At 48.4% G+C, this 19067-nt stretch carries 18 protein-coding genes; all 18 read right to left on the bottom strand.

Annotated features, from left to right (window positions below):
* Positions 1–229: 229 nt before the first annotated feature.
* Positions 230–1480 (bottom strand): cell division protein FtsA, encoded by a 1251-nt coding sequence (ftsA, locus tag ACTHSA_RS06270; RefSeq protein ID WP_004518873.1) that lies wholly within the window; start codon positions 1478–1480, stop codon positions 230–232.
* A gap of 74 nt (positions 1481–1554) precedes the next feature.
* A complete protein-coding gene (locus tag ACTHSA_RS06265) occupies positions 1555–2274 on the bottom strand; it encodes a cell division protein FtsQ/DivIB (RefSeq protein ID WP_004518874.1) in 720 nt (239 codons plus the stop codon).
* The gene (locus tag ACTHSA_RS06260) at positions 2264–3178 is read right to left on the bottom strand and encodes a D-alanine--D-alanine ligase (protein ID WP_049335322.1); all 915 of its coding nucleotides are present in this window, start codon (positions 3176–3178) and stop codon (positions 2264–2266) included. The genes ACTHSA_RS06265 and ACTHSA_RS06260 overlap by 11 nt, the downstream gene beginning before the upstream one ends.
* An 87-nt stretch (positions 3179–3265) precedes the next feature.
* Positions 3266–4675, bottom strand: coding sequence for a UDP-N-acetylmuramate--L-alanine ligase (murC, locus tag ACTHSA_RS06255; protein ID WP_004518876.1), 1410 nt, complete (start codon positions 4673–4675; stop codon positions 3266–3268).
* 166 nt (positions 4676–4841) lie between these two features.
* Entirely contained in the window at positions 4842–5909 is a 1068-nt protein-coding gene (gene murG / locus ACTHSA_RS06250; protein ID WP_004518877.1) for an undecaprenyldiphospho-muramoylpentapeptide beta-N-acetylglucosaminyltransferase, read from the bottom strand.
* 4 nt (positions 5910–5913) lie between these two features.
* Entirely contained in the window at positions 5914–7176 is a 1263-nt protein-coding gene (locus ACTHSA_RS06245) for an FtsW/RodA/SpoVE family cell cycle protein (RefSeq protein ID WP_004518878.1), read from the bottom strand.
* A gap of 291 nt (positions 7177–7467) precedes the next feature.
* Entirely contained in the window at positions 7468–8028 is a 561-nt protein-coding gene (locus ACTHSA_RS06240) for a L,D-transpeptidase family protein (protein ID WP_004518880.1), read from the bottom strand.
* A gap of 13 nt (positions 8029–8041) precedes the next feature.
* On the bottom strand, positions 8042–9379 hold the full coding sequence (murD, locus tag ACTHSA_RS06235; RefSeq protein ID WP_070625074.1) for a UDP-N-acetylmuramoyl-L-alanine--D-glutamate ligase: 1338 nt from the start codon (positions 9377–9379) through the stop codon (positions 8042–8044).
* A gap of 44 nt (positions 9380–9423) precedes the next feature.
* Positions 9424–10686 (bottom strand): tetratricopeptide repeat protein, encoded by a 1263-nt coding sequence (locus ACTHSA_RS06230; RefSeq protein WP_004518882.1) that lies wholly within the window; start codon positions 10684–10686, stop codon positions 9424–9426.
* A 70-nt stretch (positions 10687–10756) separates the two neighbouring features.
* Positions 10757–11662 (bottom strand): SEL1-like repeat protein, encoded by a 906-nt coding sequence (locus ACTHSA_RS06225; protein ID WP_049335334.1) that lies wholly within the window; start codon positions 11660–11662, stop codon positions 10757–10759.
* Between the two features lie 52 nt (positions 11663–11714).
* A complete protein-coding gene (locus tag ACTHSA_RS06220; RefSeq protein WP_004518885.1) occupies positions 11715–12203 on the bottom strand; it encodes a group II truncated hemoglobin in 489 nt (162 codons plus the stop codon).
* Positions 12204–12318: 115 nt separating this feature from the next.
* The gene (gene mraY, locus ACTHSA_RS06215; protein ID WP_004518887.1) at positions 12319–13401 is read right to left on the bottom strand and encodes a phospho-N-acetylmuramoyl-pentapeptide-transferase; all 1083 of its coding nucleotides are present in this window, start codon (positions 13399–13401) and stop codon (positions 12319–12321) included.
* Positions 13402–13502: 101 nt separating this feature from the next.
* Positions 13503–13652: a hypothetical protein gene (locus ACTHSA_RS06210; RefSeq protein WP_049335337.1), complete on the bottom strand. Its 150-nt coding sequence runs from the start codon at positions 13650–13652 to the stop codon at positions 13503–13505.
* Positions 13653–14094: 442 nt separating this feature from the next.
* On the bottom strand, positions 14095–15462 hold the full coding sequence (locus tag ACTHSA_RS06205; RefSeq protein ID WP_070625075.1) for a UDP-N-acetylmuramoyl-tripeptide--D-alanyl-D-alanine ligase: 1368 nt from the start codon (positions 15460–15462) through the stop codon (positions 14095–14097).
* The gene (locus tag ACTHSA_RS06200) at positions 15459–15971 is read right to left on the bottom strand and encodes a hypothetical protein (protein WP_070625076.1); all 513 of its coding nucleotides are present in this window, start codon (positions 15969–15971) and stop codon (positions 15459–15461) included. Before ACTHSA_RS06200 ends, ACTHSA_RS06205 begins: the two co-directional genes overlap by 4 nt.
* Before the next feature lie 21 nt (positions 15972–15992).
* On the bottom strand, positions 15993–16847 hold the full coding sequence (locus ACTHSA_RS06195; protein ID WP_070625077.1) for a peptidase: 855 nt from the start codon (positions 16845–16847) through the stop codon (positions 15993–15995).
* A 24-nt stretch (positions 16848–16871) separates the two neighbouring features.
* Positions 16872–17393 (bottom strand): M23 family metallopeptidase, encoded by a 522-nt coding sequence (locus ACTHSA_RS06190; RefSeq protein ID WP_049335339.1) that lies wholly within the window; start codon positions 17391–17393, stop codon positions 16872–16874.
* A gap of 180 nt (positions 17394–17573) precedes the next feature.
* Complete coding sequence (locus ACTHSA_RS06185) at positions 17574–19052, bottom strand: UDP-N-acetylmuramoyl-L-alanyl-D-glutamate--2,6-diaminopimelate ligase (protein ID WP_070625078.1); 1479 nt, start codon at positions 19050–19052, stop codon at positions 17574–17576.
* Positions 19053–19067 lie beyond the last annotated feature (15 nt).

Genomic DNA, 19067 nt, shown 5'->3' with positions numbered 1-19067 from the left:
TTATAAGGACGGTTCAAAAATAACTCATTATCCGTATTATATAAGAAGTATTCAGATACTGGCAAAAATCTTCTTACCATTCGGCTGTCGGCGTTATATTTTTACTACATTCTTTAACAGAAAATATACAAGTTTTAAATTATTCACTTGGCAATTATTTAAAACCGTTTAATTCCACTTAAATATTCAGGACAAACGGTTGCTGCACCGCCTGCCCTGAAAACTTTTATCAGAAATTGTCTCTGAAGAATCTTTGGATTTTTTCCCACAGACCCATTTTTTTGCCTGAATCATTCAGGGCAATCGCACCGGTTCGGCTGGTTTGCTCACCCTCTTCGGCTGCATAGGCCGTCTGAAGCAGGCCGATCGCTGTTGAATAGCGTGGATTGCGGATACGCTCGGACACACCGCCCATTTCTTGTGGAACACCGATACGCGCCGGCAAATTAAAGACTTCTTCCGCCAACTCAACAATACCAGTCAACATAGAAGCACCGCCGGTCAAAACGATACCGGAAGTCAGCACTTCTTCAGGGAAGCCGGAACGGCGCAATTCGTTCAGCGTCAATTCCAAAATCTCTTCTACACGCGGGCCGATGATTTCAGCCAATACACGGCGTGAAATTTGACGTGATTGACGGTCGCCAACACTAGGAACTTCAATCATTTCATCCAAGCCGTCCATAGTCGGAATAGCAGCACCGTAATGGATTTTGATGTACTCGGCTGCACTGTGCGGCGTACGCAAGGCTTGTGCCAAGTCTTTGGTAATCAAATCGCCAGCAACGGGAATAACCGCGGTATGGCGGATGGCGCCATTGGTATAAACCGCGATGTCGGTCGTACCGCCGCCAATATCGATGACGCACACGCCCAAATCTTTTTCGTCTTCAGTCAAAACGGCGTGACCGCTTGCCAAAGGCTGAAGCATGATTTGATCCATTTGCAGGCCGCAACGTTGGATACATTTTTGGATATTTTGCAAAGCAGTGTTCGCACCGGTGATGATGTGTACACGGGTATCCAAACGCACGCCGCTCATGCCGATAGGCTCTTTCACACCGGGTTGGTTGTCGATGATGTACTCTTGAACCACGGTATGTAAGATATTGTGATCAGGCGGAATATTGATGGCTTTAGCCGTTTCGATGGCGCGATCGATATCGGCTTGCGATACTTCGCCATCTTTAATTTTTACCACGCCTTGTGAATTCAGGCTGCGGATATGGTTACCGGCAATACCGGTAACGACGTGGGAAATTTTGGTATCTGCCATCAGCTCGGCATCTTCTACCGCCTGACGAATGGCTTGTGCAGTGGCGTCAATGTTGGTCACCATACCTGCACGCAGGCCGCGTGAAGGGCTTTGACCCAAGCCAACAATGTGGATTTCGTTATCTTCCCGAATCTCACCGATTAAGGCAATGACCTTGGACGTACCAATGTCTAAGGCACTGATATATTTATTTTGTTGTTCCATAATTGCTCGTTCGCTATGTTGTCTGACTGACGGTTTGATTATTTTTGAAACAAGATTGCTTCACGTCTAATCGGCTATTCACTCTCGGAAGGGTTTTCAGACGGCCTGTAACGGACTGAAAAACCATCCTTATAACGCATATCGACATACTCGATACGACTTTGTTTTTTACGCAGCAGCGATGGCCAAATCTGGGCAAACTGCTGCAAACGTTTGATTTCATTTTCACGCCCCAAACGCACGGTAATGCCGTTGTTCAATACAAGCAGCCATGCCGAACGCGGCGTGTAGATCAATTCTTTGATGGTCAGTTTCAACGGGCTCAAAATACCGGAAAAGTCCGCATAATGTTTGACCATGTCTTTGCCTGTCCCCTGCTGCCCTTCAAATATAGGCAGGTCCTGTTTCAGACTTGCGGCAAACACATTGCCCTTACTGTCCACCAAGCCGCCAGCGCGCCAATGCGCAACCGGCACACGCTCGGTCAGGATAATTTCCACGGTTTCCGGAAAACGGCGGCGTACCATTGCCGAGTCAATCCAAGGCAATTCCTGAAAAGCGGCCTGCGCCGAATCAATATCGGCGCGGAACATATTACCCCTGATATGCTCTCGTGCAACGGTTTGCAATTCTTTGTTGGAAGCATATTTCAGCTTACCCTGAATGGCAATCTGTTTCACAGGAAAATATTTGGAATTGTAAAGCCAAGCTATGCCCGAACCTATCAGTAGAAAGGTCATCAGCACCAATAGCCGGCGGGTCAGCCGACCCAATGCGCCTGCATCATCCCACATGAGCGGTCTTCAAAATCTCAATACATAAATCAGCAAAATCTACGCCGGTATGGGCTGCAGATTTTGGCACCAAACTGTGGCTGGTCATACCGGGCAAGGTATTGATTTCCAAAAGATACAGCTTACCGTCCGTATCTTTTAGGAAGTCCACGCGCGAACAACCGTCCGCACCAATCGCCTGCGCGCCACGCACGGCCAGTTCGCGCATCAGGTTTTCCTCATCCTCACTCAAATCTTCCGACGGGCATTGATAAACCGTATCGTCGCGGTTGTATTTAGCCTCGTAGTCGTAAAACTCAGTAGCTGGAATAATATGAATGCTCGGCAGGCCTTTGCCGTTCAATACCGGGCAAGAATACTCGCCGCCGCCGATAAAGCGTTCGGCAATAATTTCACCCTGCAAATGTTTCAATTCTTCGTAAACGCTTTTCAGACGGCCTTTTTCTTTTACTTTTACCACACCGACGCTGCTGCCTTCCGCGGCAGGTTTCACAAACATCGGCAGGCCCAATTTTTCTTCAACAGCATCAAAGTCGCTGTCGTCATGCAATACAGCAAACTCAGGAACAGGCAAACCCACGGCCTGCCAAATCAGTTTGCAGCGGTATTTGTCCATACCCAGCGCGGAAGCGGCCACACCACTGCCGGTGTAAGGAATACCCATCAGTTCCAACGCGCCTTGAACCGCGCCATCTTCGCCGAAAGTACCGTGCAGAATATTGAAGGCCGTCTGAAAACCTTGTGTTTTCAATTCAGACAACGGAGTTTCTTTGGGGTCGAACGCATGGGCATCGACGCCTTTGCTTTTCAAGGCAGCCAAAATAGCGGCGCCGCTGTCCAGAGAAACTTCGCGCTCGCTAGAGAAGCCGCCCATCAACACGGCCACTTTGCCAAAATTCTGCATAATTTCCACTTTCTTAAATACTGATACAGGCCGTCTGAATATTGTTCAGACGACCTATCTGCCCTCAAAGACCAATATGCCCGTTTATTATGATTGTTTCGACAATTCCACCAATGCAGACGGAACGCGGTTGATGCTGCCGGCACCCATATTCAACACAACATCGCCGTCCTGCAAAACATTCAGCAGCATTTGCGGCAAGTCGGCAACGTTTTCGCAGTAAATCGGCTCAAGTTTGCCCAATATGCGGATGGCGCGTGCCAAGGCGCGGGAATCGGCTGCGGCAATCGGCTCTTCGCCTGCGGCATAAACTTCGGTCAACACCAGCGCATCAACGGTATTGAGGACTTTGGTGAAATCTTCGAACAAATCACGTGTGCGGGTATAGCGGTGTGGTTGGAAAGCCAAGACCAAACGTTTTTCAGGGTATGCACCGCGCGCAGCGGAAAGGGTTGCTGCCATTTCAACAGGATGATGGCCATAATCGTCCACCAGCAAAGCAGTTCCGCCGTTTGGTAATTTAATGTCGCCATATTTTTGGAAGCGGCGACCGACACCTTCAAAGCCGAGCAAGCCTTTTTGAATGGCTTCAACCGATGCGCCAACTTCCAGCGCAACGCCGATAGCCGCCAACGCATTGAGGACGTTGTGGCGGCCGGGCATATTCAAAACAACTTCAAACGGCTCTTGCTCATGTCCTTTCATTTGAACATGAACGGTAAATTTCATTTGCGCACCGATGTTTTCGATGTCGGTTGCGTAGATATCAGCGGTATCGTCCAAGCCGTAAGTGGCGTAAGGTTTGCTGATTTTCGGTAAAATCGCGCGGACGTGTTCGCTGTCGATACACAAAAATGCCTTACCGTAAAACGGCATACGGTGGATAAAATCTACAAACGCCTGATGCAGTTTATCAACGCTGTGACCGTAAGTATCCATGTGATCTTCGTCGATATTGGTCACGACGGACATAATCGGCGTCAGATACAGAAAAGAAGCATCGGATTCGTCGGCTTCGGCAACAATGTATTCGCCTTTACCCAAACGGGCATTGGTACCAGCGGCATTGAGTTTGCCGCCGATAACGAAAGTCGGGTCAAGTCCTGCCGCGCCGAGAATAGAAGCAGTTAGACTGGTGGTTGTGGTTTTGCCGTGCGTACCGGCAATGGCGATACCATCGCGGAAGCGCATCAATTCTGCCAACATCAACGCGCGCGGAATGACGGGGATTTGCTGTTCCAACGCGGCAACGACTTCGGGATTGTCTTTTTTGACGGCAGTAGAGGTAACAACTACGTCGGCGCCATTGACGTGTTCGGCAGTATGGCCGGGATAAACTTGGATGCCGAGAGCGCTCAAATGCTCGGTAACGGCATTACGCGCCTGATCCGAACCGGAAACTTTAAAGCCCAAATTGTGTAAAACTTCGGCAATACCGCTCATGCCGACGCCGCCGATTCCGACAAAATGGATGTTGGTCACTCGATTTTTCATCATAACGTTGCGTTCCGGTTGGTTTTTAGTGCGTAAAGGCGTTATTTTAAAGGGCTATCCGCTTCTGCGCTATGCTTTTATTGTAAAGGAATTTTAACAAAAGCAATAAAGGCCGTCTGAAACGCCGTTAATCAACTTTTCAGACGGCCTTTACTCGAAGTCCGCCTGCTTATTCGGTACAAGAGATGGCAACTTCCGCCACATCGTCCGCACTGTGCGGCAACGCCAAGGTACGGGCATTTTTCGCCCATTTCAGGCATTTTTCACGGTTTAATCCGCCGAGGATTTCGGCCAGTTTTTCTGCCGTCAGTTGAGTTTGCGGCAGCAGCAAACCAGCTTCAGCCTGTACCATAAAACGCGCATTGGCTGTTTGATGGTCGTCCACTGCGTGCGGATACGGCACCAGCAATGCGCCCAAACCGGCAGCCGTCAATTCGGCAATCGTCAGCGCGCCGGCACGGCAAATTACCAAATCGGCATCGCGGTAGGCAGACACCATATCGGTAATAAATTCGACGCACTCGGCTTGCACACCCAACGCATCGTAATCCGCCTGCAAGTTGCCCAATTTATTGCGGCCGGACTGATGATACATTTGCGGACGAACCTCCTCAGGCAATAATGCCAAAGCTTGCGGAACGGTTTTGTTCAACACATCCGCACCCAAACTGCCGCCCACCACCAAAACTTTCAGACGGCCTTGACGGTTTTCAAAGCGTTCTTCGGGAACAGGCAATGCCGCAATATCGGCACGGACAGGATTACCCACCAAGCCGCCTTCATGTTGAAAGGCTTTGGGGAAAGCGTACAAGACACGTTTTGCCCAACGCGACAATTGGCGGTTGGACAAACCGGCTACGGCGTTTTGCTCGTGAATCACAATCGGCACACCGGAAATTTTTGCCGCTAAGCCGCCGGGGAAAGTAACGAAACCGCCAAAACCGATAACACACTCGACACGGTGTTTCTTAATAATCTGCTGAGCCGCACGGACGGTTTTATACAGTGTAAACGGCAACATCAGCTTGCGCTTGATGCCGTTGCCGCGGATGCCTTTAATCGCCAGCGTTTCCAAGCGTATGCCGTATTGCGGCACAATGCGCTCTTCCATCGAATCCTGACTGCCCAGCCAAATCACATGATGGCCGCGCTTTTGCAGCGACTCGGCAACCGCCAATGCAGGGAAAATATGGCCGCCCGTACCGCCGGCCATCAGCATAAAAGTTTTACCGCTCATGGTTTTACTCCACCGAATAACCGCGCATTTTTTGGCGGTTTTCATAATCAATGCGCAATAACAAAGTAACGCACACCAGCATGATAAAGACAGCCGAACCGCCGTAAGACATAAACGGCAAAGTCAGGCCTTTAGTAGGCAGGATACCGATGTTTACACCGATATTGAAGAAACTTTGAATACCAATCCAAATACCGATACCGTTGGCAATATACGCGCTGAACATCAAGCCCGAATCACGCGCCTGCTTGCCAATGGAAAACGCGCGCCACACCAGCCAGCCGTAGCAGAACACCAAAACCAGCATCCCTAAAAAGCCGAATTCTTCGCCGATGACGGCAAAAATAAAGTCAGTATGCGCTTCAGGCAGGTAGAAACGTTTTTCCAAACTTGCTCCTAAGCCCTCGCCAAACCAGCCGCCGCGCGCAATCGCCATCAAGGAATGTGTCAGCTGATAGCCTTTACCCAAAGGATCACTCCAAGGGTCCAAAAACGCCGCCACACGCGCCATACGGTAAGGTGCGGCCAAAATCAACAAACCCATACCACTCACAACGGTCGCCACCAATACGGCAAAATACTTCCACGGAAAGCCCGCCAAAAACAGCATACCCATGGTAATCACGACAATCACGACAAACGAGCCAAAGTCCGGCTGACCCATAATCAAAACCAAACCGAACGCCACCAACATAATCGGCAGAATCAAGGTCTTAAACTTGCGGAAACGTTCCTTTACCCTTACCCAAGCTTCACTTTTAAAAGGGCTGCACACCAAATCGCCAATACCGGTAAACAAAGACGACCAACCCAAAGAATCCAAATCGCGCAACATTTCTTCACGGCGCGTAAACAGGCTGGACAAATACAAGACCGTCGCCAATTTGAAAAATTCAGTCGGTTGCAAGTTGAGCGGCCCGATATGAATCCAGCGCGTCGCGCCATTAATCTCACGGCCGACAAACAAAACCAGCAACAACAGCAAACCTGAAACAGCAAAATAAAACGGAATAATCCGCCGCCAGAAACTCATCTTCAGCAGGAAAAGCGGCAAGCATATAGCCACTGTAAACAGGATAAACATTGCCTGTTTGGACACAAAAGAAAACTGGCTGCCCCCTTCCGATGCTGCATACGCAATAGAAGCCGAATAAATCATAATCAGGCTGAAGACCGTCATTAAGACGACCATCCACAAGAGAGAAACATCAAACTTCCGACCATCGCGCGCAATCGGCCGGTCAAGCATTTTGGAAAGACTAATCATGAAAACATCCGTAACGGCTTGAATAAAATATTCAGACGGCCTGCAAATGGGCAAGAGGCCGTCTGAAAAAATGAATTAACGTTATTTTAAAGGTTTATTTCCAAACCAACAATTCAGAATCTACGGTTCAAAAAAGAGAAAGCGTGTTGACCTATCCTTAGAAAGGATTGGCGGCTTATTTTAGATAAAAATCCCAGTATCAAGTCCCCTGCCCTGTCGAGCTTTTCAGACGGCATGATAAGCAATCGACTACCCGTTACAACCGCCCCATCACTTCAACAGGCATAAAACCTACGGCAGAATCTCAATTTCCGCGTTGTGTTTTACGCTGCGGTAGAGTTCGTCGACTTCTTCGTCTGTTACCGCGATGCAGCCGTTGGTCCAGTCTTTTTGCAGGTGTTTTTTACCGATAAAACCCCAGCCGTTTTTCATGCCGTGGATTTTAATCAACCCGCCCGGGCTTTTGCCTTGTGCCGCAGCGTAGGCTTTATCGGCTTCGTTGGGATAGGAAACACCGAGGTTTTTATGGTAGCCGCTATTGGGATTACGCTCATTGATGCGGTATTTTCCTTCAGGCGTTTTGCCGTCGCCTTCAAACTGTTTATGCCCGACCGGTTGCTTGCCCAACGAAATGGGATAGGTTTTCAGCAACCTGCCTTGCGAGTACGCCGACATGGTGCGCTTGCTTTTATGCACAACCAACCTGTCGATAACGGCATTTTCAGGCAACGCCGCTTCGCTTGGCGTGGCTACGGTTGTCGTGGAACGAATCGGCGCGGCAAACCAAAATACTAAAGCGGCGACAGCCGAAAGCATAGCTACCGCCAAGCCGATCTTCAACCCAACTTTCATCTTTCAGACGGCCTTACAAAGCTTTGAACACTTCAATAAACACTTCCGAACGGTGTGCATAGCCTTTAAACATATCGAAGCTCGCACAAGCTGGGCTGAGCAACACGATATCGCCCGCTTCGGCTTGGGCGTATGCCTTCTGCACCGCTTCTTCCAAAGTGGCGCAGTCGATCATATTCAGACCGCAGCCGTCCAAATCGCGACGGATTTGCGGCGCATCGACACCGATCAGGAACACGCCTTTTGCCTTGCCGGCAAGCGCGTCGCGCAGAGGCGTGAAGTCCTGCCCTTTGCCCATGCCGCCCAAAATTACAAAGAGCGGATTTTGCAAACCGGCAATCGCGGCGGCAGTCGCACCGACGTTCGTGCCTTTGCTGTCGTCGATAAACACCACGCCGTTTTTCTCGCCGATTTTTTCCACGCGGTGCGGCAGGCCTTGGAAGGTTTTAACATGTTCGAGCAATGCTTCGCGCGGCAAACCGACCGCTTCGCACAAGGCGATGGCAGCCATAACGTTGGCGGCGTTGTGCAGACCTTGCAACGGAATGTCTTGCGTGGCAATCAAGTCCTCATTGCCTTGTTTCAGGCATCCTGTCTCACGTTCCAACCAAAAATCGGCTTTATGTTCCAACGAAAACCATTTCACCTCGCGCCCGGCACGCTTCATCGCACGGCAGAACGCATCGTCTGCATTCAAAACCTGCACGCCATCGCCACGGAAAATCTTGGCTTTGGTATGCGCGTAGTCGAGCAAATCGTCGTAGCGGTCGAGATGGTCTTCGGAAATGTTCAGCACCGTCGCCGCAGTCGGGCGCAGGCTTTCGGTGTTTTCCAGTTGGAAGCTGGAAAGCTCCAACACCCACACGTCCACCTTTTTGCCTTCGCGCTGCAATTCCGCTTCCAAAACCGGCGTGCCGATATTGCCCGCGATGACAGTATCCAGCCCGCACTTGATGCAGAGATAGCCGACCAAGCTCGTTACCGTCGTTTTGCCGTTGCTGCCGGTAATCGCAATCACCTTGTCGCCGCGGCGGTTCACAATGCCCGCCAGCAATTCGATATCGCCCAACACGCGCCCACCGTTTTGCTTGAACGCCTCGATATCTGACTGACGCTCGCTGATGCCGGGACTGAGCGCCAAAATATCGAAACCATTATCCAACGCATCTTTCAGACGGCCCGTATAAAACACCAGCCCGTCAAACATCTTACCGATTTGCGACACGCGCTCCGGTTTCAGCTCCGCATCATACGCGGCAACCTCCGCGCCGTTTTTGCGCAGGTAGGCAATCATAGAAATGCCCGTGCCGCCTAGTCCGGCGACGAGGATTTTTTTATTTTGAAAAGTCATTTTGGTTTTGTCCTAAGTTTTTCAGACGGCCTTTGAATAAGGATTCAATATCCTTTCTGATTCAATTCTCGGTAAGCATCGCAACCTCGTTGCAATCCATTATCACAAGCCTTACCAAACCAATCTTTGGCAATCTTATAATTCTGACGAACACCTTCTCCGTTGGCATACATCACACCAAAATTATATTGGGCTTCTGCATATCCTTGCTCTGCCGCCTTACGATACCAATGCACTGCCTGTGCATCATCTTGACGAACTCCTTGCCCTTGATCATACATTATACCCAAATTGAATTGCGCTTGAGCAACACCTTGTTCTGCAGCCTTGTGATACCACCTCACCGCCTGTACATCATCTTGACGAATTCCTTGCCCATTGGCATACATTACACCCAAATTATATTGGGCTTTAGCATGCCCTTGTTCTGCCGCCCTGCCAAACCACTGCACTGCCTGTGCATTGTCTTGACGGACTCCTTGCCCTTGAAGGTACATCATGCCCAAATTAAATTGAGCTTGAGCATCTCCCTGCTCTGCTGCCTTTCTGTACCACTTAATCGCCTCTACATAATCTTGACGTACACCTTCCCCACTCGCATACATATCGCCTAAATTATATTGTGCATCTACATTCCCTTGTTCCGCAGCTTTACGATACCATCCTATAGCCTGTATGTAATCCTGATGCACTCCTTCCCCGTTAGCATATGCCACACCTAAATTATACTGACCTATGGCATCTCCATGACCAGCCGCTCTACGAAACCATTTCAACGCCTTCTCATAGTCTTTGCCAACACCTTGCCCATTAGCATACAGCATACCCAAATTTAACTGAGCATCTGTATTTTCCTGATTCGCAGCCCTATAAAACCATTCCGCAGCCTGAGCATAGTCTTGACTAACACCTTGCCCATTTTGATACAACATACCCAAATTATTTTGAGCTCCAGTATCACCCTGTTCGGCAGCCTTACGATACCATTCTGCCGCCTGTACATAATCTTGACCAACACCTTGCCCCAGCTGATACATTACACCCAAGTTAAATTGAGCTTTAGCATTCTCTTGCTCTGCTGCCTTACGAAACCACTGCACTGCTAGCCTGTTGTCTTGACTAATACCCTGTCCATTCGCATACATTGCTCCAATACTTAATTGAGCTTCTGGATCTCCTTGCTCCGCAGCTCTCAGCATATTCTTAAAATCCGGAATACTTTCAGCTAAAGCTGCCTGCCCTAACCCAAAGCAAGCCATCACACCCATTATTATTTTTTTCACCGAAACCTTCATTTTAAAATCCATTACATTCAAATTATTATTTCTGTTTTATCCTAGTTTTTCAGACGGCCCTTAGCAAAATTTAATATCCTGCCTAATCCAATTTTTGATAAGCATCACAACTTTGCTTGTCTCCATTAGCACAAGCCTTCTTAAACCATTCTTTAGCAACTATTTTACTTTGACGTACACCTTGCCCTTTTAGATACATTACACCTAAATTGTATTGGGCCTCAGAACTTCCTTGCTCCGCTGCTTTACGATACCAATATAAGGCCTGCTTATCATCTTGACGAACACCGAATCCATTATGATAAGCCACGCCAAGATCTGATTGAGCTTTGATATTTTCTTGATCTGCTGCACGATGTAGCCATAGCACCGCCTGTTTAAAATCTTTTTGCACGCCTAAACCATGCATATACCTTGTAGCCACAGTATATTGTGCTTGATTATCTCCCTGCTCCGCCGCCTTTCGATACCATTGGAACGCCTTCTCAGGAGCTTTACCGACACCTAATCCGTTATCATACATAATGGCTAAATTGTATTGGGCATCAAGATACCCTTGTTCTGCCGCCTTTTCATACCATTGAGCTGCTTGATCATAATCTTGTTCAATGCCTTTACCAAAAAAATAGATTGTTCCTAAATCATACTGAGCTTTAGCAAAGCCTTGTGCAGCAGCTTTTTGAAACCAATATTTGGCTTGCTCATAATCTTGAGCAACACCTTGTCCCTTATAATATAATCCCCCTAGATTGCTCTGCGCTTCAACATCCCCCTGTTCTGCCGCTCTACGGAACCAATGTTCTGCCTGTTTATAATCTTTGGTAGCCCCTTTCCCCAAGTAATACATCAAACCTAAATTAAATTGGGATGCAGCATTCCCTTGTTTGGCTTCTTGCTCTGTTTCTGCAAAATTTGGGATATCACTTGTATTAGCCATCTGTCCGAATCCAAACAAAGCAACTGCTATTTTTCTTAACCAATTTTTCATTTTACATTCTCTCTTATATTCTTTAATGTCATAGCAGCATTTTCAAACAGACTTAATCTGAAAATTCCTCAAAAAATCTGTTTACACCGTAGCTACTCAAAATCTGCTGCAATTCCGGTGTGCGCACCCATGGGTCAACCGCCATTGGCGGCATAGGCGGTTCGATACCGTCTTCGTTTTGGTTACGACACCAATCTGCCATGGCAAAAACTTGGATTAAAACCGGCTCGGCAAGTGCTTTATCGATGTCCAGTTCGCTCATGGCTTGGGCAAAGCAGGCGATCCATTCGTTGCGGACTTGTACGTTGACGGCAAAAGGCATATGGCGGGCACGCAGTTGGGGATGGCCGTATTTTTCGACAAAGAGTTGTGGACCGCCGAGCCAGCCGCTGAAAAATTCGTAGAGCTTTTCGCGTATCAGGGTCATGTCTTCGCCGTGCATTTGGCGTAAGGCTTGGTATTTCGGCTCAAGTTCCATTAAGTCGTAGAAACGGTCGGTCAGGGTGCGGATGCCGGTTGCGCCGCCGAAAGATTGGTACATGTTTGGAGACTTTCTGTGTGGATTATTGCGGGATTTATTTTGGGACGTAGGATTCAGGCAAGCATGCTTACCTTACATAATGGCCGTCTGAAACTTTCAGACGGCCTTTGGAGATTTAGCGGATTTTGAGGGTACTTAAACCAATCAGCACCAAGACGATGGTGATAATCCAGAAGCGGACAACGACTTGGGTTTCTTTCCAGCCTTTTTGTTCGTAATGGTGATGAATCGGCGCCATCAGAAAGATGCGTTTTTTGGTTCGTTTGTACCAACCGACTTGCAACATAACGGAAATGGCTTCAACAACAAACAGGCCGCCCATGATGACGAGGACAAATTCTTGGCGGATGATGACGGCAACGGTACCGAGCGCCGCACCAAGCGCGAGCGCGCCGACGTCGCCCATAAAGACTTGTGCCGGATAGGCGTTAAACCACAAAAAGCCGAGACACGCACCACACATGGCGGTACAGAAAATCACCACTTCGTTTGCGCCGGCAACGTAAGGCAATTGCAGGTATTGGGCAAATTGGGAGTGGCCGCTGGCATAGGCAAAGATAGCAAGACCGGCGGCGACAAGTACAACGGGGAATGCGGCTAAGCCGTCCAATCCGTCGGTCAGGTTAACGGCATTGGATGTGCCGACGATGGTCAGGTAGGACAATACCAAGAAGCCAACTACGCCAAGCGGCAAGGCAACTTGTTTGAAGAAGGGAACAATCAGGATATTGTTGGCAGAATTTGTCGCAAGGTAGAACAACGCCAAACCGGCGATGATGGCAACGCTGGACTGCCACACCATTTTGAATTTGGCAGACACGCCGTTAGGGTCTTTATAAACCACTTTACGCCAGTCGTCGTAAAAACCGAGTGCGCCGGTAGCAAGCAAGACGCCTAAGAGAATCCAGATATAAGGATTTGCCCAGTTGCCCCACAAAATTGTGGACACGGTAATAGCGGTCAAAATCAGCGAGCCGCCCATGGTTGGCGTACCGTTTTTGATCAGGTGGGTTTGAGGGCCGTCAGTACGGACGGCTTGGCCGACTTTAAGCGCAGTCAGCTTGCGGATGGTCCACGGACCAAGCAATAGAGAAAACGCCAAAGCAGTCAGCGCAGCCATCACGGCACGGAATGTGGTGTATTGAAAAATATTCAGGCCGGTTAACCAGTTACTGAAATGTGCGAGCCATAAAAACATGGGGCTTCCTTTTTTGTTTTTGTTGTTACAGTGGGCTTATTGCCCAATTAAAAATAAATCGGTATGCCGTCTGAAATTTCAGACGGCCTTATTGAGTAAGATTATTTCTCTACCACGCAAATCGGATAGTTTCCGGGATTCTTTCCGCCGCCTAAATCCAAGCAGGTATCTTCATAGATAAATGCCTGTACTTTCATTCCGGCATAAAACGCGGCAATCAGCAAACCAGTCAATAGTAAAATCTTTTTCATATTTCAGACGGCCTTCTTAAGTTTTATTTTCTTGGGTCTGAAAATAATCCTTGGGATGTAAGCAAAACAAGCTGTAACAAATTGCAGCGCGAATAATGACATCCAACAATGGAAACCCGATTCTAGGGGAAACCAAATAACCGACCATATTGTAGACGATATACAGTATACAGCCATAACCTACGCGCCCAATCCTTACCTCTCCATAATCCAACAGCACTAACCAGCATCAATATCACTTGCACAAGCAAATGAAAATTTCCTAACCAAAATTCAAACCAACCCCAACGTCCTCTTGTGCTTTCGTATGCTTCGCTTATTGTCTCAAATCCTACATCTTTGATGTACTGCCACACTGCAACCGGCCATAAAACTGCTGCCACTACCATCATCCCAACGATAACCTGCAACAGTATAGGCCGTTTCCTTTTCTGTTCCATTTTCAGACAACCTCTTTATCCGTCAGTGCCTCGACCACTTCTTCCATCTTCATAAAGCGTGATCCCTTGACCAATACAGTAGCGCGTTCAGGCAAATCGTGGCTCAACACTTGAATCAGCGGATCTTTGTCAGCAAACCACAAACCTTCCGCGCCAAACGTTTCCGCTGCTTCAACGCTGTTGTCGCCGACAAAATATGCGGCCTCGATGCCTTTATCCCGTGCATACGCGCCAACTTCGGCGTGCATGGCGGCGGCTTCGTCCTCACCCAATTCGCCCATGTCGCCCATCACAAAAATACGCGGCGCAGGCATAGCAGCGAGCACATCAATGGCGGCTTTCATACTGTCGGGGTTGGCATTATAAGTATCGTCAATCAAAGTCGCGCCTTTAATGCCTTGCTTGATATTCAGACGACCTTTGATATTACTGAAATTTTTCAGGCCGTCTGAAACTTCGGCAAGGCTCAAACCTGCCGCCAAAGCCAGAGCAGCCGCCGCTACGGCATTATGCACATTGTGACGGCCGGGGACTGGCAACACCACGGCAACACGTTCATTGCCACGCACCAAATCAAATTCGCAGGACAACGGTTTCAACTCAATATTTTCTGCATGGACATCGCCACTGGCAACGCCGAAAGTCTGAGCATTCAATTGCGCAGTAGCAGCTTCAAATGTAGCGATATTGGCATCTTCGCACGGAATCAGCGCAATGCCGTCTGAAAGCAAACCTTCGTAGATTTCACTTTTTGCTTTAGCAATATCGCCGACGCCATCAAAACCGCAACCGACATGCGCGCGCAAAGCGTTATTAACCAGAGCAACATTCGGACCGGCAATTTGGGTCAGCAAAGACAATTCGCCAAAATGGTTCATACCCATTTCAATGACGGAGTAGCGGTGTTTTTCGTTCAGTTTCAACAAAGTCAGCGGCAGGCCGATATGATTGTTAAAATTGCCGGCAGTCGCCAACACAGCTTCATTACCGAATCGATGACGCAATACGCCGGCCAACATCTCTTTAACCGTCGTTTTACCGGAAGAGCCGGTAATGCCAAAGACAAACGGATTCACATTTTCACGCCACGCCTTCGCCAGTTTTTGCAAAGCCGCAAGCGTATCGTCAACCTTCAATGCGCCTTTCAAAGCCGCACAATCTTCGCGCGAAACCACAACTGCCGTTGCCCCTGCTGCCAAAACATCTTCAACAAAGTCATGCGCGTCAAAGCGCTCTCCGGCAAGCGCGAAAAATACGTCGCCTTCCTGAATATCGCGGCTGTCTGTAACAATACGCGAAACGGGTTGATTTTCAGATGGCATCGGAAGGCCGAGCGTTTGACAGATGAAATTTAGGTCTAGTGGTTTCATGATTGTGTTTCTTGTCCTTGTTCTACTTGTTCTAACGATTCCACATTTTTATCCGTATTTTGGGAAACCATTTTTAAATGACGATAATTACGTCCTGCCAGCACAATAAAAAGAATAGCGGCAAAATTTACACCGACAGAAAGCTTATTTACCGTAAGGCTGAACCATAGTTTCAATACACTATCTATATAAAATACAAAAGAAAATACATCGCTTGCAAAAGCAATTTGCAATAAGCATGGCATGTACACATATGTCATTCTCTTAAAACCGACTTCACGGAATTTAAACGCATTCCATGCTGCAGACAACGCCAACATACCCAAAATGAAAAGTAAAATCCCAAAAAACACAGCCCATGCTATGCTGTTAATCAGTCCTTGCACACTCTGAATTGATGCCAGAATCAACCAAACCACGCCCTGCACAAAAGTCAGCCATGCCATAAATTTGCCGCTTTTGGGCAATTTTTTATATTCAGGAAATGTATTGGAAAACCAACTTTTCATACTACAAATCACTTTCTCTTATCAACTGCCGATTTTCCCGTACTGCTGGTAATCGGAAAAACACAATACAATGGTTTTACCGTTTTGGCGGTAGGGGTGGCAAAGGCTGTAATTGCCATCTTTTGCCTCATAACGTATTTCATTTGTTTGTCCGGCAAATACCCTCTGCAAGTATTCACGCTCGCTCAGATTTGGGGCATAAAGATATTGCGTTTTGCTGATTGTTTCTTTATTGCCATTCCGAGTAACGACAAAACCATTATCATCGCCTACTCCCTGAGCATTGGGTGTCTGCTCATCAATCCCACTTAACTGGGAATCAGCTGAGAAAACCAAATAAACCTGTTTATTACCGATCGTATCCGGCACAATCACTGTAGCTGCTTTAAAGGCAGAATCTTCCTTCGACATCAGCTCAAGGATTAACGCTGCTTTTTTAATATACGCAAAATCAAAACGATAATCTGCCAACGCATTGATTTGCGATGGATTATCCTTGACGATACGCTCTAGAGATTGAGTCAAAATCTGACGTTTTTTCTGAACAGTCAGATAATTTCCACCAAATAACAGGGCTGCTAAAACGGGAAATACTGCCAACAACAAATATAAGGTTTTCCGGCCACCTTTGCTTTCTTCCTCTTGTCCTCGCTCGGCGATACGGGTCAAATTCAGCATGATGCTCAGTATCAAGGCACCCGCCATCACGGCAAAAATCCCAAAAATACTCATCAGGAAAATTTCCGTAATGTATTCACGGAATACCTTAAGCCCGAAAACATTGGATAGAATCAGAACAAATACCCAGTACACCAGCAGCACAACTGCCACCATACCGACGATATTCGTTGCCTTAACCAATTTCTTTGCGTTCATACTCTCAAATCTTGTTCAGACGGCCTATCTGTTCTGATTAATCAGCGGATACGGATTCACCGCGCCGTTCGGCAGATATACACCGTAATGCAGGTGGGCCGGTGTGGTTCTGGCATTGCCGGTTTTACCGACATAGCCGATGACCTGTCCTTCTTTTACTCGTTCATACAGGCGGATACGGGCAAATTTATTGAGGTGGGCATAGTAATGCCACGCACCCGGCCCTTGAATACCGATAACTTTACCGCCCAATCGGTTGCGCCCGATTTTGGTGACGATACCGGGCGTGGTACTGCGTATCGGCGTGTTTTTCTTAGCAAAAATATCCACACCTTCATGCCTTCGCCCCTGACTGCGCGCTGCGCCCCAAGTGTCGTCAAAACGCTTGCCTTTAACGGGATTCGGCAGGCTTTGCTCGACCGGAGGCTGTTGCGCCCTCAACTGCTCGATTTCGGCAGTAGGACGCGGAAGTTGTTTGGTTGTACAGCCTGCAAATAAAACTACGGCTGCACTGATTAATAAGGTTTTTGTCGGCATTTTCAGCATCAAATCGGTCTCCTTGTTGTTCAGACGGCCTTATTAAAAAGTCTTCCGAAACAAACAACTGTGATGGGTTTAATGGCTAACGTGCCGTAATGCGTGTGTCGTATTGCTTTTATTGTATATGTTTAAATCTTTTTCAGACGGCCTTAAGGTTTCGGGCCGTCTGAACATTTGCGATATGGCTTAACCGCGCTCTGCCAATGCTTTTTCTGCGATTTCAAAATCGGAGAAATGATGCTTCACGCCTTGTACATCCTGATAGTTTTCATGCCCTTTACCGGCAATCAGAATGATGTCGTTTGCGGCAGCCTGCTCAACCGCATAACGGATGGCAACGGCACGATCAACTTCGACGCGTTCAGGATGAGGCACGGCAGGCAAAATATCGTTGATGATGTCTTGAGGATTTTCCAAGCGTGGGTTGTCGCTGGTTACGACAACTTTATCGGCACCCTGCACGGCTGCCGCACCCATCAATGGGCGTTTGCCACGATCACGGTTACCTCCGCAGCCAAATACGCACCACAAAGCCGCGCCCTGTGGTTTGATTTCCTGCAAAGTGGAGAGTGCTTTTTCCAGTGCATCAGGCGTGTGGGCATAATCGACAACGACCAAAGGTTTGCCGCTGTTCATAATGCAATCCATACGGCCTGAAGCGGGACGGATTTTTGCCAGTACTTCCAAAACGTTATTGAGTGGATAACCGTTGGCACACAGCAAGGCAACGCAGGCGGCGAGGTTTTGCGCGTTGAATCGTCCGAGCAGACGGGTACGGCATTTTCCTTCGCCCCACGGGGTTTGGAATACGGCTTCCATGCCGTCTGAAGAAGCGGTGAAATCGGTAATACAAATATCGGCTTGCTCGCTGAAGCCGTAGCCGTAAACGGCTAAATCGGGACAGTCTTTTTTCAGACGGCCTACCAGTTCTGCACCGTATTCATCATCGACATTGATGATGGCGTGTTGCAGACCATGCCAGTAGAACAGGCGCGATTTGATAGCACCATAGGCTTCCATGGTGCCGTGATAGTCGAGGTGGTCGCGGGTGAGATTGGTGAAGATTGCGCTGCGAAATGGCACGCCGTTAACACGCGATTGGTCAAGGCCGTGACTGGAGACTTCCATCGCGGCGGCTGTTGCGCCTTGCTGGCGGAAGCGGTAGAGCAGGGTTTGGACATCGACGGGGGCGGGGGTGGTGTGCGTGGTTTCTTCCAATGCGCCCCAAAAGCCGTTGCCGACTGTGCCGATAATGGTGGTTTTTTCGCCCAGAAAATCAGCAGCTTGCGCCAGCCATTGTGTGATAGAGGTTTTGCCGTTGGTGCCGGTTACACCCCAAACTTTAAGGCCGTCTGAAACATTGCCGTAAACCTGTGCCGCCAACATACCGGCGCGATGTTTCAGATCTTTAATGCCTTGATTGGGAACATTCCATTCGGGATTCCATGTGAATTTGCCGTCATCATCCCAAAAAACAAAGGTTGCACCGTTGGCAATGGCGGCAGGGATATAGCTGCGGCCGTCTGTATATTCGCCCTGACAGGCAACGAAAATGTCACCCTGTTTAATTTGTCGGCTGTCTGAATGCAACAAACGCCCTGCTGCGTTTTCACACAGCAGAGGCGGAAAGTTGGTTTCAGCCAAGGGGGTTAACTTGCTGAACATAAACAATATCTCTTT

The sequence above is a fragment of the Neisseria sp. P0008.S002 genome, from assembly GCF_051962805.1.
In the GTDB taxonomy this organism is placed as follows: domain Bacteria; phylum Pseudomonadota; class Gammaproteobacteria; order Burkholderiales; family Neisseriaceae; genus Neisseria; species Neisseria perflava.
The sequence above is the reverse complement of the archived record's forward strand: the minus strand, read 5'-3'. Positions and strand labels throughout refer to the sequence as shown.

What these genes read in the sequence shown, in the direction of transcription:
- ACTHSA_RS06200 (WP_070625076.1), bottom strand. Translation starts at nt 15,971, where the DNA reads ATGAAAAGTTGGTTTTCCAATACATTTCCTGAATATAAAAAATTGCCC.
- ACTHSA_RS06225 (WP_049335334.1), bottom strand. Translation starts at nt 11,662, where the DNA reads ATGAAAAATTGGTTAAGAAAAATAGCAGTTGCTTTGTTTGGATTCGGA.
- ACTHSA_RS06210 (WP_049335337.1), bottom strand. Translation starts at nt 13,652, where the DNA reads ATGAAAAAGATTTTACTATTGACTGGTTTGCTGATTGCCGCGTTTTAT.
- ACTHSA_RS06260 (WP_049335322.1), bottom strand. Translation starts at nt 3,178, where the DNA reads ATGCAGAATTTTGGCAAAGTGGCCGTGTTGATGGGCGGCTTCTCTAGC.
- ACTHSA_RS06230 (WP_004518882.1), bottom strand. Translation starts at nt 10,686, where the DNA reads ATGGATTTTAAAATGAAGGTTTCGGTGAAAAAAATAATAATGGGTGTG.
- murD (WP_070625074.1), bottom strand. Translation starts at nt 9,379, where the DNA reads ATGACTTTTCAAAATAAAAAAATCCTCGTCGCCGGACTAGGCGGCACG.
- ACTHSA_RS06265 (WP_004518874.1), bottom strand. Translation starts at nt 2,274, where the DNA reads ATGTGGGATGATGCAGGCGCATTGGGTCGGCTGACCCGCCGGCTATTG.
- ACTHSA_RS06240 (WP_004518880.1), bottom strand. Translation starts at nt 8,028, where the DNA reads ATGAAAGTTGGGTTGAAGATCGGCTTGGCGGTAGCTATGCTTTCGGCT.
- ACTHSA_RS06220 (WP_004518885.1), bottom strand. Translation starts at nt 12,203, where the DNA reads ATGTACCAATCTTTCGGCGGCGCAACCGGCATCCGCACCCTGACCGAC.
- ACTHSA_RS06245 (WP_004518878.1), bottom strand. Translation starts at nt 7,176, where the DNA reads ATGATTAGTCTTTCCAAAATGCTTGACCGGCCGATTGCGCGCGATGGT.
- ACTHSA_RS06205 (WP_070625075.1), bottom strand. Translation starts at nt 15,462, where the DNA reads ATGAAACCACTAGACCTAAATTTCATCTGTCAAACGCTCGGCCTTCCG.
- ftsA (WP_004518873.1), bottom strand. Translation starts at nt 1,480, where the DNA reads ATGGAACAACAAAATAAATATATCAGTGCCTTAGACATTGGTACGTCC.
- ACTHSA_RS06185 (WP_070625078.1), bottom strand. Translation starts at nt 19,052, where the DNA reads ATGTTCAGCAAGTTAACCCCCTTGGCTGAAACCAACTTTCCGCCTCTG.
- ACTHSA_RS06195 (WP_070625077.1), bottom strand. Translation starts at nt 16,847, where the DNA reads ATGAACGCAAAGAAATTGGTTAAGGCAACGAATATCGTCGGTATGGTG.
- murC (WP_004518876.1), bottom strand. Translation starts at nt 4,675, where the DNA reads ATGATGAAAAATCGAGTGACCAACATCCATTTTGTCGGAATCGGCGGC.
- ACTHSA_RS06190 (WP_049335339.1), bottom strand. Translation starts at nt 17,393, where the DNA reads ATGCTGAAAATGCCGACAAAAACCTTATTAATCAGTGCAGCCGTAGTT.
- mraY (WP_004518887.1), bottom strand. Translation starts at nt 13,401, where the DNA reads ATGTTTTTATGGCTCGCACATTTCAGTAACTGGTTAACCGGCCTGAAT.
- murG (WP_004518877.1), bottom strand. Translation starts at nt 5,909, where the DNA reads ATGAGCGGTAAAACTTTTATGCTGATGGCCGGCGGTACGGGCGGCCAT.